Genomic DNA, 15,812 nt, shown 5'->3' on the forward strand with positions numbered 1-15,812 from the left:
CCGGTCAGTACCGCGTCTGGAGGAAGTCGGCGATCCGGCCGATCGCCTCCTCGAGCACCTGGACGTCGGGGAGGGTGACCAGCCGGAAGTGGTCGGGCGCCGGCCAGTTGAAGCCGGTGCCGTGGGTGACCAGGAGCTTCTTGGACCGCAGGAGGTCGATCACGAACGTCTCGTCGTCCTCGATCGGGTAGACCTCCGGATCCAGCCGCGGGAAGCAGTAGAGCGCGCCCCGCGGGGCGACGTTGCTGACGCCGGGGATGTCGTTGAGCAGCCGGTCGGCGAGCTTGCTCTGCTCGTAGAAGCGGCCGCCGGGGACGATCAGCTCCTGGATCGACTGGTAGCCGCCGAGCGCGGTCTGGATCGCGTGCTGGGCGGGCACGTTCGCGCACATCCGCATGTTCGCGATCAGGGTGAGTCCCTCGAGGAAGTCCTCGGCCACCTCCTTGGGCCCGGAGATCATCACCCAGCCGGCGCGGTAGCCGCAGACCCGGTAGGCCTTGGAGAGCCCGCTGAACGTCAGGCACAGCACGTCGTCCCCGGCGTACGTCGCCGCGTGGTGGTGGACCGCGTCGTCGAAGATGACCTTCTCGTAGATCTCGTCGGCGAAGACGACCAGGTCGTGGCGGCGGGCGATGTCGATGAGGCCCCGGACGGTCGCCTCGCTGTAGACGGCCCCGGTCGGGTTGTTCGGGTTGATGATCACCAGCCCGTGGGTGTTCTCCGTGATCTTGGACTCGACCTCCGCCAGGTCGGGGTCCCAGCCGTTGCTCTCGTCGCAGTCGTAGTGCACGGCCGTGCCGCCGGACAGCGTGATCGCGCCGGTCCACAGCGGGTAGTCGGGCGCCGGCACGAGGATCTCGTTGCCGTCGTCGAGGAACGCCTGCAGCACTATCGTGATCAGCTCGGAGACGCCGTTGCCGATGAAGACGTCCTCGACGCTGACGTCGCGCAGGCCGTGGCTCTGGTAGTACTGCGCGACCGCCGTGCGCGCAGGGTAGATGCCCTGGCTGTCGCTGTAGCCCTGCGAGTCCGGCAGGTGGTGGACGATGTCGGCCACGATCGCCTCGGGCGCGTCGAAGCCGAACGGCGCGGTGTTGCCGATGTTCAGCTTGAGGATGTGGTGGCCCTCGGCCTCGAGCCGCTGGGCCTCGACGAGGATCGGGCCCCGCACGTCGTAGCGGACGTTCTGGAGCTTCCGGCTCTGTCGGATCTTGCGCACCCGCCCATCGTCGCAGGCGGCGGCCTACGATGGCATCCGGGTATCACGGGACGGAGAGGTGATGTCGCGCAAGATCGTCCGCCTGACGCTGGACCACCTCGAGACGTTCCACGCCCCGTGCCGCTCCTGCCTGTTCTGGGAGCTGGACCCGGTCCGCCGGGAGCGGACCGAGGACGCGAGCGCCGAGAAGGACGCCTGGGTGTCGGAGGTGCTGCGCGAGTGGGGCTCCTGCGGCCGGGTCGCGCTGGTCGACGGACGGCCCGCGGGGTACGTCGTCTACGCCCCCGAGGCGTTCGTGCCCGGCGCCGCGGGGTTCCCGACCGCGCCGGCCTCCCCGGACGCGGTGCTGCTGACGATGGCCTACGTCGACCCGGCCTACCGCGGCGGCGGGCTGGGCCGGATGCTCGTGCAGGGGATGGCGCGCGACCTGATCAAGCGCGGGGGGATCGGGGCGATCGAGGCCTTCGGCGACGCCCGGGGCCGGACCGGTCGCTGCGTGCTGCCGGTCGACTTCCTGGGCAGCGTCGGCTTCAAGACGCACCGGCCGCACCGCGCCAGCCCGCGGATGCGGATGGACCTGCGCACCGCGGTCACCTGGCGCGACGAGGTCGACGCCGCCATCGACCGGCTGATGAGCGCGCTGAGGCCCGCGCCGAAGTCGACGCGGGCCTCGCGGAGTGCTCGTTAGAGCTCAGGCGATGAACTCGGACAGCTCGTTGAGGAGCGTCGCCTTCGGCCGGGCGCCGACGATGGTCTTCACGACCTGGCCGCCCTGGTAGACGTTGATCGTCGGGATACCGGTGACCCGGTAGTTGGAGGGGGTGACCGGGTTCTCGTCGACGTTCATCTTGAAGAACGTGATCTTGTCGCCGTGGGTGGAGGCGATCTCGTCGAGGATCGGGGCGACCTGGCGGCACGGGCCACACCACTCCGCCCAGAAGTCCACGAGGACCGGCTTGTCGGACTTGAGGACCTGCGCGTCGAACTCGGCGTCGGTCACGGCGTTGATGTTGCCCACGGGTGATTCCCTTCTTCGGTGAACTCTGAGGTCTGGTCCGGTCAACAGCGACGCCGGGACGGTTGTTCCCGGCGCGCGGATCGGGCCGGTCAGGCCCCGGCGGTCTGGACAGCCTCGGTGACCATCTCGGCGTCCGCACGCGCCTGTGCGTCGAGCGTGCCGGCCGCGGCGTGGTCCAGCTCCGCGAGGTAGCGCTCGGCGTCGAGGGCCGCCGCGCAGCCGGTGCCGGCGGCGGTGATGGCCTGCCGGTAGTGGTGGTCGACCAGGTCGCCGGCCGCGAACACGCCGGGCAGGTTGGTGCCGGTCGAGGGGTGGCTGGCGACGACGTAGCCGTTCTCGTCGAGGTCGACCTGGCCGCCGATGAGCTCCGAACGCGGGTCGTGGCCGATCGCGATGAACAGGCCGGTCGCGTCGAGGTTGCGGGTCTTCCCGGTCGCGGTGTCCTCGAGCGTGAGGGACTCGAGCCGGTCGGCGCCGTTGATCTCCGCGACCACGGAGTTCCAGAGGATCTCCAGCTTGGGGTCGGCGAAAGCGCGCTCCTGCATGATCTTGGAGGCGCGCAGCTCGTCGCGGCGCACGATCAGCGACACCTTGGAGCCGAAGCGCGTCAGGAACGTCGCCTCCTCGACCGCGGAGTCGCCGCCGCCCACGACGGCGATGTGCTGCTCGCGGAAGAAGAAGCCGTCGCAGGTGGCGCACCAGGAGACACCGCGGCCGGAGAGCTCCTCCTCGCGGGGGAGGCCGAGCTTGCGGTAGCCCGAGCCCATCGCGAGGATCACCGCGCGGGCGCGGAAGGTGCCGGTGGCGGTCCGCACGGTCTTGACGTCGCCGGTCAGCTCGACCTCGACCACGTCGTCCGGCACCAGCTCGGCGCCGAAGCGCTCGGCCTGGGCGCGCATCTCGTCCATCAGGGCCGGGCCCATGATGCCGTCGCGGAAGCCGGGGAAGTTCTCCACCTCGGTGGTGTTCATCAGCGCGCCGCCGGCGGTGACCGAGCCCTCGAACACGAGCGGCTTGAGGTTCGCCCGGGCGGTGTAGAGCGCGGCGGTGTAGCCGGACGGGCCGGAGCCGATGACGATCACATCGCGGACATCGGTCATGGGGGTCGGTTCTCCTCGGGGCTCGGAAGTGCGCGGTGAGTAGAACCGATCGTAGGCGAGGGATCTTCCCGCGCCCGGCGCGACCCTGATGGTGACTAGGGTGCGGGGAGCGTGATCGAGCGGGCGACCCCGCCGCGGCCGCAGAGGTAGAGGTCGACGACCTGGGTGCGGCCCCGCGGCAGGCGGTAGACGAGCGCGGCCGGCCGGCCGTCGTACCGGATCGGGACGAGGGTGCCCGTGCCGGCGTCCCGGCCGGTGCACCGGGCCTTGGCGAGGCTGTACGCCCCGTCCAGCTGGGTGGTCAGGGTGACCCGGCGGAGCCGGAGCGCCGACTCGCCGAAGTCGGTGGCGGCGACGCGCGCGGCGGGCTTCGAGGCGGTGCCCGGCGCCCCCTCGAAGCGGTCGCCGGGGAGCCCGCTGGCGAGGCCGTCCCCTTGGCTCCCCTGGACCTCGGCGGCGCCACCGGAGTCGGCCGAGGAGCTGGCGTCGCCACCGGACGTGCTCGCGCCGAGGAGCTGGTTGAACCCGACGCCGGCGACGACCACGGCGGCCGCGGCGACCAGCAGGGCGCGGGCCCGGCGCCGGCGGCGGGCGGCGGCGAGGTCGGTGACGGCCGGCCGGGGCGGCCGGCCGGCGTGGAGGTCGGCGAGCACCCCGTCCAGTCGCTCGACGACGTCGGCCGGGGTCGGGTCGGTGTGGCGGGCGGCGGCCAGCAGCCGGCGTACCTGGTCGTCCTCGGTCATGGGTGACTCACCTCCTCGGGAAGGGCTGGGGCTCGCGGTCAGGCCGGGGTGGGTGGCCCGCGGGGGGCATCGTCGGTTTCGACGGGGCCCGCCGGACGCGGGTTCCGTGCGGGGAGGTGGGCCGCGTCGTCGTCCGGCTCGAGCAGGGGAGCGAGCAGCTCGGCGAGCCGGGCTCGCCCGCGCGAGCACCGCGACTTCACGGTGCCGACCGCGCAGTCGAGGATCTCGGCCGCCTCGGCGACCGGGTAGCCCTCCATGTCGACGAGCACCAGGGCCGCGCGCTGCTCGTCGGGCAGGGTGCGCAGCGCGGTCAGCACCTGCGCCCGCCGCTCCGCGCGCACCGACCGGTCGGCCGGGTCGTCCGCCTCGTCGGTCGCGGAGGCGAGGGAGCCGCGGTGGCGGTACTCCTCGAGGTCGTCGGGCAGCGCCTCGGCGCGGCGCACCTTCGCGGCCCGCAGCCGGTCGAGGCAGGCGTTGACGACGACCCGGTGCAGCCAGGTGGTGACGGCCGCGTCGCCGCGGAAGCTCCCGGCCCGCCGGTACGCCGCCACCATGCCGTCCTGCAGGCCGTCGGCGGCGTCCTCGCGGTTGCCCATGGTGCGCAGCGCGACCGCCCACAGGCGGTCGCGGTGCCGGCCGAAGAGGGCGCCGAACGCGTGCGGGTCGCCGTCGACGTGGGCGCGCAGGAGGTCGGCGTCGCTCGCGGACTCCAGCTCGTCGGGGGTCATCCCCGGACCGCCACCTCGGCGACCTGGCCGCGGAACCCGTCCTCGACCTGGGGCAGCGAGGTCAGCCAGACGGTGACGAACCGGCCGGTGGCGGGACGCTCGAGGTCGACGCGGGTGCGGCTCTCGTCCGCGGCGGTGCCCTCCGCGACCGGGGTGAGGCCCGAGACGCCGGTGGGCGCGGCGTCGGTGACGAAGAGCCGGTAGCCGGTCGGGGCGCCGAGGAAGGTGAGGTCGACCGAGCCGACGTCGTAGGAGCGGCCCAGGTCGAGGATCAGCCCGACGCCGTCCTTGAGGCCGCCGGGGCCGAAGTTCTGCGTGTAGGTCATCGTCGACCAGGCGGTGCCGGGCTTGCCGTCGAGCGCGAGCGGCACCAGCTCCGGGTACTCGTCTCGCGGCGGGGAGCCCTGGGGGTCGAAGTCGGTCGCGGTCACGCCGGTGATCACCTGCGCCGTCGGAGTGGCCGACGGGCTGGTCGACGGGCCGTCGTCGCCCTGGCCGGGCAGGGCGCCGAGCGGGCTGCGGCCGCGGCCGAGGTTGTAGGCGACCACGATCGCGAGCAGCAGGAGCAGGCAGGCCGCGATGACGCCGGCGAGCCGCAGCCAGCTGCGCCCCGGCACCTCCTCGTCCGGCTCGTCGATCGCCGGCGTGAGGCCGGTGCCGGTGCTCGGTCCGGTGCTCTCCCAGGGCCAGTACGACGCCCCACCGGCCGCCGCGGCCGGCACCGGCTTGCGGGGCGTGCGTGCCGGGCCGTCCGCGGGCTCGGGCGCGAACAGCGGCCGCTCGGGCGGCTCCTCGAACGGCGGCGGGGGCGGTGCCGGCTCGGCGCGCGCGGCCAGCCAGGACACGTCGTCGTTGTCGTCGTCGAAGATCGGCAGCCCGGCCTCGGTCGGGAGCTCGGTCGAGGCGGGCTCCGGCTCGCGCGGCGGCGGGTCCGGGATGCCCGGCAGCGAGATCGTCTCGGTCAGGTCGCGGTGGCCGGCGGCGGCCTCGGCCGCGGCGAGGCCGGTCGGGTCGCCGACGAACGCCGCCAGGTAGTCGGCGATGCCGCGGGCGCTGGCCAGGTCGTGGACCTCGCGGAGCCGGGAGCCGTCGCTGTCGGCGTACGGGTTGACGACCTCGTCGCAGAGCACGTCGAGCGGCTTCGGGATGCCGGCGCGCACCTGGCGCGGCCGCAGCACCCGGCCGCCGACGACCGGGGCGACGGGCACCTGCGAGGGCAGCGCGCCCGGCCAGCGCCCGGTGAGCGCGGCGTAGAGCAGGCCGCCGAGCGCGTCGACGTCGGCGCTCGGGCGGCACGGGCCCAGCCCGAACAGCGCCGCCTCGACCGCGAACCCGATCAGCCGGACGGCGCCGGTGTGGTCGACGAGGACGTTCTCGGGCACCAGCCGGCCGTGCGCGACGCCGGCCTCGTGGCCGTTCGCGATCGCGGCGGCCACCTCGGAGACCAGCCAGGCCGCCCGGCGCGGGGTCAGCGGCCCCTCGCCGGCGAGCATGATGTCGAGCGAGTCGCCCGAGCCCCACTCGTTGACGACGTAGACCAGGGCGTCGGTGCGGTCGGCGTCGAGCACCCGCAGCAGCCGGCGCTCGTGCACGAGCGCCGAGCGGCGGGCGGCCTCCAGCAGCGCCGGGGCGCGCTCGTCGTCGGCGGCGACGATGTGCAGGGCGACGTACCGCTCGAGGACCTTGTCGTGCGCTCGCCAGAAGCGGCCGCCGCTGCTCTCGGTCAGCAGGTCGACCAGGCGGTACCGGCCGGCGAGCACGTCGCCGGGCCGGATCGAGCTCGGCACGCAACTCCCCTCGTCGTTCCCGGACAGGGCCATCGTAGATCCGGGCCAGGGGGTGTCACGCAAGCCGGCGCCGTCGCGAGCGGGATTTCGCGCCGTATCTGGCAAGGCGGAGGTGCGAAGGCGGGCCGGAGGCCCGTCGAGTCGCCGACAACGCCGCCAGATCGGATGCGCAAGCCCGCGCAGCAGGCGCATCCGGCTTGCGCGACACCCCCTTACGGCCGGCGGAGGACGGGCACGCGGCGGGTCAGGGTCTCGACCATCGTGGTGACCTCGCGGACCCGGAAGATCCGGGCCAGTGCGATCAGCACGACCACGTCGACCGCGCCGACCACGACCACGCGGACGGCGGCGAGGAGCCACCCCGGGTCGTCGTCGACCAGGTCGAGGAGGTACGCCGCCGCGGCGGCCGCCGCCGTCGCGAGCCCGGCAGCGATCAGCATGCGCACCAGGAAGCGCACCAGCGCCGGGGTGCGCAGCCCGCCCAGGAGGCGCCGGAGCACGGCGTACGAGATCACGGAGCCGACGACGTAGGAGGCGCTGTAGGCGAGCACCAGCGCCGGCGAGGTCTCGGCGGCGGTGGCCGCGCGGACGAGCAGGAGCGCGGCGGCGACGTTGGTGCCGGCGACCGCGCACTGGATCCAGAACACGGTGCGGGTGCGCTCGAGGGCGTAGAAGCCGCGCAGCATCAGGTAGTGGACGGTGAAGAACACCAGGCCGACGCCGAACAGCGCGAGTGACGGCGCGAAGCGGTCGAAGGTGCCGGCCGACGCCCCGAAGCCCCAGATCACGTGGGACAGGTCGGTGGCGACCACCGGCATCAGCAGCGCGAAGGGCACGACGACGGCGAGCGCGGTGCGCAGGGTGCCCGACAGCGACCGCGACATGCCGCCGTGGTCGCCCTCGGCCGCGCGGGCGGAGAGCCCCGGCAGGATCGCGGTCGCGAGCGAGACCGTCACGATCGAGTGGGGGACCATCATGATGAGGAACGCCGAGGAGTAGATCGTGATGCCGGTGCCGTCGCCCCTCTCGGCGGTGCCGCCACCGGCGAGCCGGACCACGACCGTGTAGGCGACCTGGTTCACGATCACGAACAGGACGGTCCACACCGCGAGCCGCAGGGTGTGGGCGAGGCCGGTGTGCCGGAAGTCGAAGCGCGGGCGCGGGCGCACTCCCGCCGCCCGCAGGTAGGGCACCAGCACGGCGAACTGCGCGACGATGCCGAGCGTCGCGCCGAGGCCGAGCAGCAGCTCCTGGCCCGGGGAGAGCGCGCCGAAGACCTCGGCGCCCTTCGCCGGGCCGAAGACGAACAGGTAGACGACGAGCACGCCGACCGAGATCACGTTGTTGGCGATCGGCGCCCACATCATCGGGCCGAACCGGCCCCGGGAGTTCAGGACCTGGCCGACCAGCACGAACATCCCGTAGAAGAAGACCTGCGGCAGGCAGAACCGGGCGAGCGCGATGATCGACTCGCGCTGGGCCGCCAGCGCGGGGTCGTCGTACTTCGCGGACAGGAAGAGGTCCATCACCCACGGCGCCGCGGCGACGAGCAGCACGGTGACCGCCCCGAGGAACAGGGCCGCGAGCGTGACGACGCGGTCGAGGTAGGCGTCGCCGCCGTCGGCGTCGTTGCGCATCGAGCGCACCAGCTGGGGCACCAGCACCGCGTTGATGACGCCGCCGGCCAGCAGGATGTAGAGCATGTTCGGGATCGTGTTCGCGATCGTGAACAGGTCCGCGCGCAGGGCGTTGCCGAGCGCCGCGACGAGCAGGGCGGACCGGACGAACCCGCTCATCCGCGACACGATCGTGCCGGCGGCCATCAGCACGCTGTTCGCGAGGTCGCGCTGCTGCTCGCTCTCGCGCGCCGCGCCGGCCCCGTCGCTCACGAGCCGCGCCTCGCCGTACGCACGCGGCGGAACAGGCGGACCGCGATCGCGCCGAACAGCAGCGCGATGCCGGTGCCGACGATCAGCCAGATCACGTTGCTGACCCGGTTGGACCGGATCGGCAGGTCGTCGGACGAGCCGAGGGGTACGTCGTCGCTGTCGGTCAGCAGCAGCCGGAGGTTCCGGATGCCGACCGCCGTGGAGGAGGCGTTGAGCAGCACGGTGCTCTGGCTCTCGGGACTGAGCTCGATCGTCTCGGCGGGCACGGAGACCTTGAGCGGCGGCTCGGCGATCGCGCGGATCCGCACGCTCACGGGCTGGTCGAGCCCGTTGGTCACGGTCGCGGCGAACCCGCCGCTGCCGCTGGAGAGGATCACGGCCTTGGGGGCGTCGATGCCGACCGAGCGCAGGCGGGAGGTGATCCAGCCGGTGGAGGCGCTCGCGCCCGCGCTCGCCTCGGCGGGGTTGCCCCGGGTCGCGTAGGAGAGGTCGGTGAACGCCTCGTCGCGCACCTCGGCGGCGACCTGGTCGTTGAGCGTGAGCAGGTTCTGCAGCGTCTCGCCGGCGCCCACCAGGTCCTGCGCCGCGGCGAAGGATGTGGCGTCGAGCTCGAGCTGGTCCTGCTCCTCGGGGTAGTCGAGGTCGCCGGCCGGTACCGCGGTCCCGGGTCGTGAGGAGGCGCCGTCGACCGTCGTCAGGTCGATCCAGTCCAGGTCGTCGAGGCCGGCGAAGAAGTCGCTGTCGGCCGGGGGCGACCAGGTCGACGGGAGGACGACGAACAGCGGTGGCTGGTCCGGGGCGAGCAGCCGGACGGCGGCCTCGCTGGCGATCCGCTGCCGGACCGCGATGGGGGAGAGCGGGTCGTCGGGACCGGGCCCGCCGCTCGCGGCCCCCGACGACGACACCACCAGGGTGCGGCCCGCGGTCGTGGCGATCGCGGGCGCGCCCCTGCCGAACATCTGGTCGGTGACGATCGTGGTGGTGCCCGGCTCGGTCTGCCGGATGCCGGCGGCGTCCAGGTAGCCGCTCGGCGCGGCGACCGCCGGCGTGGTCGGCAGGTCCCAGGGGGCGAGGTCGCCGGAGGAGCGCTTGCGCGCCTCGCGGTAGGCGCGCGGGTCGTGCTCGGCGGCCGCGGCGACGTCGAGGTCGCCGTAGGGCAGGGTGAGGATCTCGTTGCCGGGGAGCGCCCGACGCAGCCGGTCGAGCCAGTCGGTGGCCGCCGCGGCGGCGGCCGCGGTCCGCGGGTCCGGCTCCGCCCGGCCCTCGTCCTGGCCCTCGGCGTCCTCGGTCGGCGACGGGCTCGGCGACTCGGTCTCTCCGCCCTCTCCGCCCTGAGTGATCGTCGGGGCCAGCGACCGCGGTGGGTTGCCGTCGGCGAGGCGGCGTACGGCGTCGACGACCGCCGGGTCGACCAGCCAGGTCACCGGCCGGCCGCCGGCGGTGGCGCCGAGGTCGACCAGCGAGCTCAGCGCGCCGCCGCGCAGCGACCGGGTCCAGCGGCGTACGTCGGCGATCGAGCCGTCGGGGGCGTGGGCGATCCGGCGCCGGATCGGGATCACGAGCGCGGTGTCGACGGTCTTCTGGGTCCGGGCCGGGATCAGCGGCATGAACGTGCGGGCGCGGCCGTCGGCCAGGCCGTCGTCCGTGCCGCTCTCGTCGAAGCCGATGGCGTGCACGCCGAACCAGTAGACGCCCGGCTCGGACACCCGGGCGCGGACCACCGACCGCGGCACGATGAGGGAGTACCGCGCGGTCGCGCCGGCCGCGAGCTCGTCGACGGTGGCGTAGGTGCCGGGCTCGAGGATCCGCGCGCCGACGTACTCCTCTGGCGCGACCTCGGCCTGGTCCGCGATCTCCTGGGGCGTGGTCATCGGCGTCGTGTCGAGGAACGCGTAGAGGTTGACCGAGGTCCAGGTCTGGTCGTCCCGGTTGGTGACGGTGCCCGACACCCGGATCGGGCCCTTGCGCGGGATCGCGGTCGGGCTGAGGCTGTCGATGGTCACCGTGAGCGGGGTGTCCTCGGCCGCGCGCTGCGGCGCCGCGGCGTGCACCGGCGCCGCGAACCCGGCGAGACAGGCCGCCGCGACCACGAGGGCAGACAGCAACGACACCGGGCGAAGCACGCCCGCGACTCTACTGTCCCCTAGACTGCTGGCCCGTGCCCGACGCCCCTCCCCCGCCGCTCAACATGGCCGCCGCGCAGCGCGCCGTCGCCGTCGAGCTCGACCGGATCGCGCCGGTCATCGACGAGCTCGGCCGCCGGTTCGCCGACGCCGGCCACGAGCTCGCGCTGGTGGGCGGCCCGGTGCGCGACGCGATGCTCGGGCGTCGGCACAACGACCTCGACCTGACGACGTCCGCGCACCCCGACGCGACCGAGTCGCTGCTCTCCGGCTGGGCGGACGCGATCTGGGACATGGGCCGCGCCTTCGGCACCATCGGCTGCCGCAAGGGGCCGTGGCAGGTCGAGATCACGACCTACCGCTCGGAGTCCTACGACCCGGCCTCCCGCAAGCCCGAGGTGGCGTACGGCGACACCCTGGCCGGCGACCTGGGCCGCCGCGACTTCACCGTGAACGCGATGGCCGTGATGCTCCCGGGGCGCGCGCTCGAGGACCCGTACGGCGGCGTCGTCGACCTCGCGCACGGGGTGCTGCGCACGCCGGGCCGGCCGGAGGACTCCTTCTCCGACGACCCGCTGCGGATGATGCGGGCGGCCCGGTTCGCGGCGCAGCTCGGGTTCGAGGTCGCGCCCGAGGTGGTCGCGGCGATGACCGCGATGGCCGGCCGGATCGAGATCATCTCCGCCGAGCGGGTCCGCGACGAGCTGGTGAAGCTGGTCTGCGCGCCGTACCCCCGCCGGGGCCTGGCCCTCCTCGTCGACACCGGCCTCGCCGACCTGGTGCTGCCCGAGCTGCCCGCGCTGAAGCTCGAGCGCGACGAGCACCACCGGCACAAGGACGTCTACGAGCACACGCTGACCGTCCTGGAGCAGGCCATCGACCTGGAGGCCGAGCGGCTGGAGGGCCCGGACTTCGTGGCCCGGTTCGCGGCGCTGATGCACGACGTCGGCAAGCCGCGCACCCGGCGCCTCCTCGACGACGGCACGGTGACCTTCCACCACCACGACGTGGTCGGCGCCAAGATCACCCGCAAGCGGATGCGGGCGCTGCGCTTCTCCAACGGCGACATCGACGCGGTCGGCCGGCTGGTCGAGCTGCACCTGCGCTTCCACGGCTACGGCACCGGCGAGTGGACCGACTCCGCGGTGCGCCGCTACGTCCGCGACGCCGGCGACCAGCTCCAGCGGCTGCACGTGCTGACCCGCGCCGACTCGACCACGCGCAACCAGCGCAAGGCCGACCGGCTCCAGCGCACGTACGACGACCTGGAGGCGCGTATCGCCCGGCTCTCGGAGCAGGAGGAGCTCGACGCGATCCGCCCCGACCTGGACGGCAACGCGATCATGGCGGTCCTGGGCATCGGGCCCGGGCGCGAGGTCGGCGCGGCGTACCGGTTCCTGCTCGAGCTGCGGATGGACCGCGGCCCGATGAGCGAGGAGGACGCGACCCGCGCCCTCCTCGCCTGGTGGGCCGAACGCTAGGTCCGGCGGAAGCGGAACCGGTCGACGTAGGCCCGGCCCTTGACCACCACGAGCGTCAGCCGGTGCGGTCCGGGGCCCAGGCCGCGGAGGACCTTGCGGTGCCCGAGCCGCACCTTCGGCGAGGAGTCGCGGAAGCTCACGGTGCCGACCCGCTCGCCGTCGACGAGGAGCTTGGCCCTCCCGCCACCCCTCGCGCGGCCGAAGAAGAACTCGACCTGCGGGCCGACGACCGTCAGCCTCATGGTGTCGCGGCCCTTGCCCCTGCCGGCGTTGTCGCAGTAGCTGCGGACCTTGCGCCAGCTGCCGTGCTTGGTCACCTGGTCGCTCTCGCACGCCACGGTCCTGCGGCGGGTCGGCGGTGCCGGCCGGTCGGTGACCCGGACCCGGACGGTGTCGGTGTCGGTCGCCCCGGACGGGTCGGTGACGAGCACCGTCACGGCGTACGTGCCGGGTGCGTCGAAGCGGTGCCGGACCACCTCGCCGGCGGCGTCCTTGGTGCTGCCGCCGTCGCCGAGGTCCCAGCTGTAGTCCAGGTCGCCGGGCGTCTCGGCGTCGGTGCTGCCACCCGCGTCGAGCCGCACCGGCTCGCCGACGCGCGCGGTCGCCGGCGTCGCCGTCGCCCTCGCGGTGGGCGCGGTGTTGTCCGGCGCCTCGACCGGGACGTAGCCGTAGTCGAACGCGCCGCAGCCGGTGCCCATGGTGAAGTCCACCGAGCCGGTGAGGTCGCCGTTCGAGGTGGCCGGGCCGTCGCTGTCGCCCGACATCGACGTGACCTTGAAGCCCAGGCAGTCGTAGGCGAACTCCCAGTTGCCCGACGCCGAGGTCGGGTCGGTGTAGTTGTCGACGTGCGGCTTCGCCTTCGCGTCGGAGTACGACGACCGGTCGGCCGCCGCGGTGAACGCGGCGTCGCTGAGGTCCGGGGTGTCGTTGCCGGGCTCGGGCACGGCGTCGAGCGGCGACTGCGCCGGCGGGTTGTCGGTGCCGGTGTTGCCGTACCCGTGCGCCTCGTCGGTGTAGCCGAGGTAGAGGCCCGGCTGGAAGGCGATCGGGGTGCGGTCGACCTGGCCGCGGCCGTCGAGGTCGAAGCCGGAGCGGTCGCGCATCTCGAGGTAGTAGGCGTGGTCCTGCGCGGACTCCGCCCCGGCCTGGAGGTACTTCCAGCCCTGCGTGCACCGCTGGGCCGTGGTGAGATCCTCGCGGCAGCCGCCGTTGAACACCCGGGCGTCGTTCGGACCGCCGTCGGTCTCGAAGTCCGTCTTCAGCAGAATCCGCTCACCCGAGGGCGTCGTCGCGGTGACGGTGACGTCGTCGATGAACCAGCCCGGCCGGGCCAGGCCCGGGTCGGTGGCGTAGCTGAACCGGAGCGCGCCGTTCGGCTTGCCGGCCAGGTCGCTGATGTCGTAGCTGTCGGTGAGGAAGACCCCGGCGGGCGTGTTGCCGAGCTTGCGGTCGGTCGCCTCCGTGCCGGCGGCGTACGAACCACTGGTGCCGGTGAGCCCGTTGTCGTACCCGGCCTGGCAGGTGTTCTGGTTCGGGTTGCCGGCGAGGGGGTCGGTGTTGGAGGTGGTGTAGCCGTTCTCCGACGCCTGCGAGGTGTAGGTCTTGCCGCCGTCGGTGGTCGTCAGCACGTAGCCGTAGTCGTAGTCCCACTCGATGTCCCAGTTGGACTTGAAGGTCAGCTTCACCGTGCTGCCGGCCGGCAGGCTCGCCAGGGCGGGGATCGACAGGTCGAGGTTGCGAGCGCCGTTGGGCGCGCAGCCGAAGTCGTTGCCGGAACCCGACCACCATGCGTGGGTCTTGGACGCCTTGTCACCGGTGTCGAACGCCGCCGGGTCGAGCAGCTGGCGACCGGGGAGCTTGGCCACGAACATCTCCGAGTTGCGCACGATGCCGTCCGGGCCGTTGGTCAGGGTGTACGGCGTACCGTCCGGGCGCTGCCACGTGATGGTGCCGGTGTCCTCCTTGGAGTCGGTCATGCCGGTGACGGTCGTGGTCTGCCCGGGCTGGAGCACCTGCGGCACGACCCAGCCGAGCTCCTGGCGGGAGAAGGCGTCCATGTTCTGCGACTTGTCGGTCGCCATCAGGTTCCAGTCACCGTAGGTCTCGCGGCTGCCGGTGGAGTAGAAGTCCGGCAGGCCGAGCGAGTGGCCGTACTCGTGCGAGATGACCGAGGCCTTGTCGATCGCGGTCTCGGGGTTGACGTTGTAGGGGCCGACCCGCACGAACACCTTGAGGGCGTCGCCCTTGTCGGTGGTCGTCATGTCGCCGTAGGTGTTGTCGGTGTACCAGAGCGGCCGGCCCTCGAGGTCCTTGAGCTGGTCGTCGGTGGTGTAGCCGGGCAGCCCGGTCACCGGGTCGGTGTAGTAGTACTCGAGCGAGGAGGAGTGCGGCCAGACGTTGTCGTACGGCGCGTCGGTGTAGTCGCAGCCGGCGGCCGAGAGCTGCGAGGAGCCGTTGCCGCCGCAGCCGGCGAAGACCGCCATGAAGAAGTCGACCACGCCGTCCTTGTCGGTGTCGTAGTCGGAGTAGTCGATCTCCGGGTCCGCGATCGCGGCGGCGTCGTAGACCATCTTGCCGGCGGGGCCGCAGCCGGAGTCGATGCTCTGCAGGGCGCCGACGCCCGCGAGCGACCCGATGATCGCCGAGCCGTTGGCGTCGGACCCGTAGTAGCCGGTGTTGCCGGGCAGGTTGTAGACGCCGTCGGTGATCCGCTCGGTGTAGCCGACGCCACCGACCGTGCCGGGGGCCGGGACCCCGGCGGTCTGGGTCAGGCCGGTGCAGGTCTGGCCGGGCTCGATCTGGGTGAAGTCGAACCCCGGTGCGTAGGTGAAGTCCTTGGTCGCGATCCCGGCGGACGGGACGGTGCCCTCGGGGAACAGCTGGCCGAGCGACATCTCCTGGAAGAGGTTGAACGTCGAGCCCGGGTTGGCCGGGTCGTTGATCACCGACTCGAGGGAGTCGCCGTTGTTGCCGGCCTGGTAGGCGCGATCCCGGTACTGGACCGGGACGACCGGGAACGGGCGGTCGCCGTACCGCGCGGTGTCGTAGACCCCGGACGGCGGGATCACCTTGGGCCCGTGGCTGGTGGCCGACCTGGTCGCGCCGGCGACCGTGATGTCGGCGGTGGTCGAGATGTCGCGCCAGACGATCTCGGGGTTCTGGGCGGTCGTGTCGGCCACGCTCTCGAGGACCAGGGTCCGGGTCTGCTTGGCCGGGATCGCGGGGACCGTCCAGGCGACCTCGGTGCCGCCGCCGGTGATGGTCGCGCCGGAGCCGGCGCCCGTGATCGTCGACCCCTCGGGCGCGGTGACCCGCACGGTGGCGCCGGCCACGGGGAGGTCGGTGGTGTTGCTGACGATGATCCGCGACGGGTAGGCATCGCCGGGCTTCACCCACCCGACCGAGGACACGAAGCTGTTCTCCACCCGCAGGCCGCCGACGCTGACGGTGCTCACCACGGGCGCCGCCGGGGCGGCCTTCGGGAGCGAGACGGTGGTGGGGCCGGTGCTCGTGTCGGTCCCGGCCGCGGTTGCGGGGACCGGGCCGGCGAGGGCGACGAGGCCGGCGAGGCCGGTGACGAGGGCTGCGAGGAGGGCGGTGCTGCGGCGAAGTGAGGGCTTGGTCATGGGTGGACGCAATCTCGGGAGTGGTCGCCGATGGCGACGCGGTACCTCGGCAACGACCGGCCGGTCGTGCTGGTTACTGTCGAGACACCAGAAACGGC

The 15,812-nt window shown here is 73.2% G+C and carries 11 protein-coding genes; 2 read left to right on the forward strand and 9 right to left on the reverse strand.

Annotated elements, in window-relative coordinates:
* Nucleotides 1-4: 4 nt before the first annotated feature.
* Nucleotides 5-1,219, reverse strand: a complete 1,215-nt coding sequence (locus ACYVKX_RS06355) for a pyridoxal phosphate-dependent aminotransferase (protein ID WP_460829899.1) — start codon at nt 1,217-1,219, stop codon at nt 5-7.
* Between the two features lie 61 nt (nt 1,220-1,280).
* On the opposite strand from ACYVKX_RS06355, the gene ACYVKX_RS06360 reads away from it, so the two are divergent.
* Nucleotides 1,281-1,907 (forward strand): GNAT family N-acetyltransferase, encoded by a 627-nt coding sequence (locus ACYVKX_RS06360; protein WP_460829900.1) that lies wholly within the window; start codon nt 1,281-1,283, stop codon nt 1,905-1,907.
* A gap of 3 nt (nt 1,908-1,910) precedes the next feature.
* Here ACYVKX_RS06360 and trxA read toward each other — a convergent pair whose 3' ends face one another.
* The 7 genes from trxA to ACYVKX_RS06395 all read right to left on the reverse strand — a co-directional run bounded on the left by trxA (nt 1,911) and on the right by ACYVKX_RS06395 (nt 10,607).
* On the reverse strand, nt 1,911-2,237 hold the full coding sequence (gene trxA, locus ACYVKX_RS06365; protein ID WP_460829901.1) for a thioredoxin: 327 nt from the start codon (nt 2,235-2,237) through the stop codon (nt 1,911-1,913).
* A gap of 89 nt (nt 2,238-2,326) precedes the next feature.
* Nucleotides 2,327-3,337, reverse strand: coding sequence for a thioredoxin-disulfide reductase (trxB, locus tag ACYVKX_RS06370; protein ID WP_460829902.1), 1,011 nt, complete (start codon nt 3,335-3,337; stop codon nt 2,327-2,329).
* A gap of 95 nt (nt 3,338-3,432) precedes the next feature.
* A complete protein-coding gene (locus ACYVKX_RS06375) occupies nt 3,433-4,080 on the reverse strand; it encodes a hypothetical protein (protein ID WP_460829903.1) in 648 nt (215 codons plus the stop codon).
* A 38-nt stretch (nt 4,081-4,118) separates the two neighbouring features.
* On the reverse strand, nt 4,119-4,808 hold the full coding sequence (gene sigM / locus ACYVKX_RS06380) for an RNA polymerase sigma factor SigM (RefSeq protein WP_460829904.1): 690 nt from the start codon (nt 4,806-4,808) through the stop codon (nt 4,119-4,121).
* Nucleotides 4,805-6,595: a protein kinase domain-containing protein gene (locus ACYVKX_RS06385; RefSeq protein WP_460829905.1), complete on the reverse strand. Its 1,791-nt coding sequence runs from the start codon at nt 6,593-6,595 to the stop codon at nt 4,805-4,807. Before ACYVKX_RS06385 ends, sigM begins: the two co-directional genes overlap by 4 nt.
* 212 nt (nt 6,596-6,807) lie before the next feature.
* The gene (gene murJ, locus ACYVKX_RS06390) at nt 6,808-8,484 is read right to left on the reverse strand and encodes a murein biosynthesis integral membrane protein MurJ (protein ID WP_460829906.1); all 1,677 of its coding nucleotides are present in this window, start codon (nt 8,482-8,484) and stop codon (nt 6,808-6,810) included.
* A complete protein-coding gene (locus ACYVKX_RS06395; RefSeq protein ID WP_460829907.1) occupies nt 8,481-10,607 on the reverse strand; it encodes a DUF6049 family protein in 2,127 nt (708 codons plus the stop codon). The genes murJ and ACYVKX_RS06395 overlap by 4 nt, the downstream gene beginning before the upstream one ends.
* A 65-nt stretch (nt 10,608-10,672) precedes the next feature.
* Between ACYVKX_RS06395 and ACYVKX_RS06400 the strand changes: the two genes are divergently transcribed.
* The gene (locus tag ACYVKX_RS06400) at nt 10,673-12,088 is read left to right on the forward strand and encodes a CCA tRNA nucleotidyltransferase (protein WP_460830111.1); all 1,416 of its coding nucleotides are present in this window, start codon (nt 10,673-10,675) and stop codon (nt 12,086-12,088) included.
* Here ACYVKX_RS06400 and ACYVKX_RS06405 read toward each other — a convergent pair.
* Nucleotides 12,085-15,714 carry a PKD domain-containing protein gene (locus ACYVKX_RS06405; protein WP_460829908.1) on the reverse strand — a complete coding sequence of 1,210 codons (3,630 nt, stop codon included), beginning with the start codon at nt 15,712-15,714 and terminating at the stop codon, nt 12,085-12,087. The two genes, ACYVKX_RS06400 and ACYVKX_RS06405, sit on opposite strands and share 4 nt — an antisense overlap.
* Nucleotides 15,715-15,812 lie beyond the last annotated feature (98 nt).

The sequence above is a fragment of the Nocardioides hungaricus genome (assembly GCF_054782915.1).

Excerpts from the sequence above, each read along its gene's own strand:
- ACYVKX_RS06375 (WP_460829903.1), bottom strand. The coding sequence starts at position 4,080 with ATGACCGAGGACGACCAGGTACGCCGGCTGCTGGCCGCCGCCCGCCAC.
- ACYVKX_RS06400 (WP_460830111.1), top strand. The coding sequence starts at position 10,673 with ATGGCCGCCGCGCAGCGCGCCGTCGCCGTCGAGCTCGACCGGATCGCG.
- ACYVKX_RS06405 (WP_460829908.1), bottom strand. The coding sequence starts at position 15,714 with ATGACCAAGCCCTCACTTCGCCGCAGCACCGCCCTCCTCGCAGCCCTC.
- ACYVKX_RS06360 (WP_460829900.1), top strand. The coding sequence starts at position 1,281 with ATGTCGCGCAAGATCGTCCGCCTGACGCTGGACCACCTCGAGACGTTC.
- sigM (WP_460829904.1), bottom strand. The coding sequence starts at position 4,808 with ATGACCCCCGACGAGCTGGAGTCCGCGAGCGACGCCGACCTCCTGCGC.
- trxB (WP_460829902.1), bottom strand. The coding sequence starts at position 3,337 with ATGACCGATGTCCGCGATGTGATCGTCATCGGCTCCGGCCCGTCCGGC.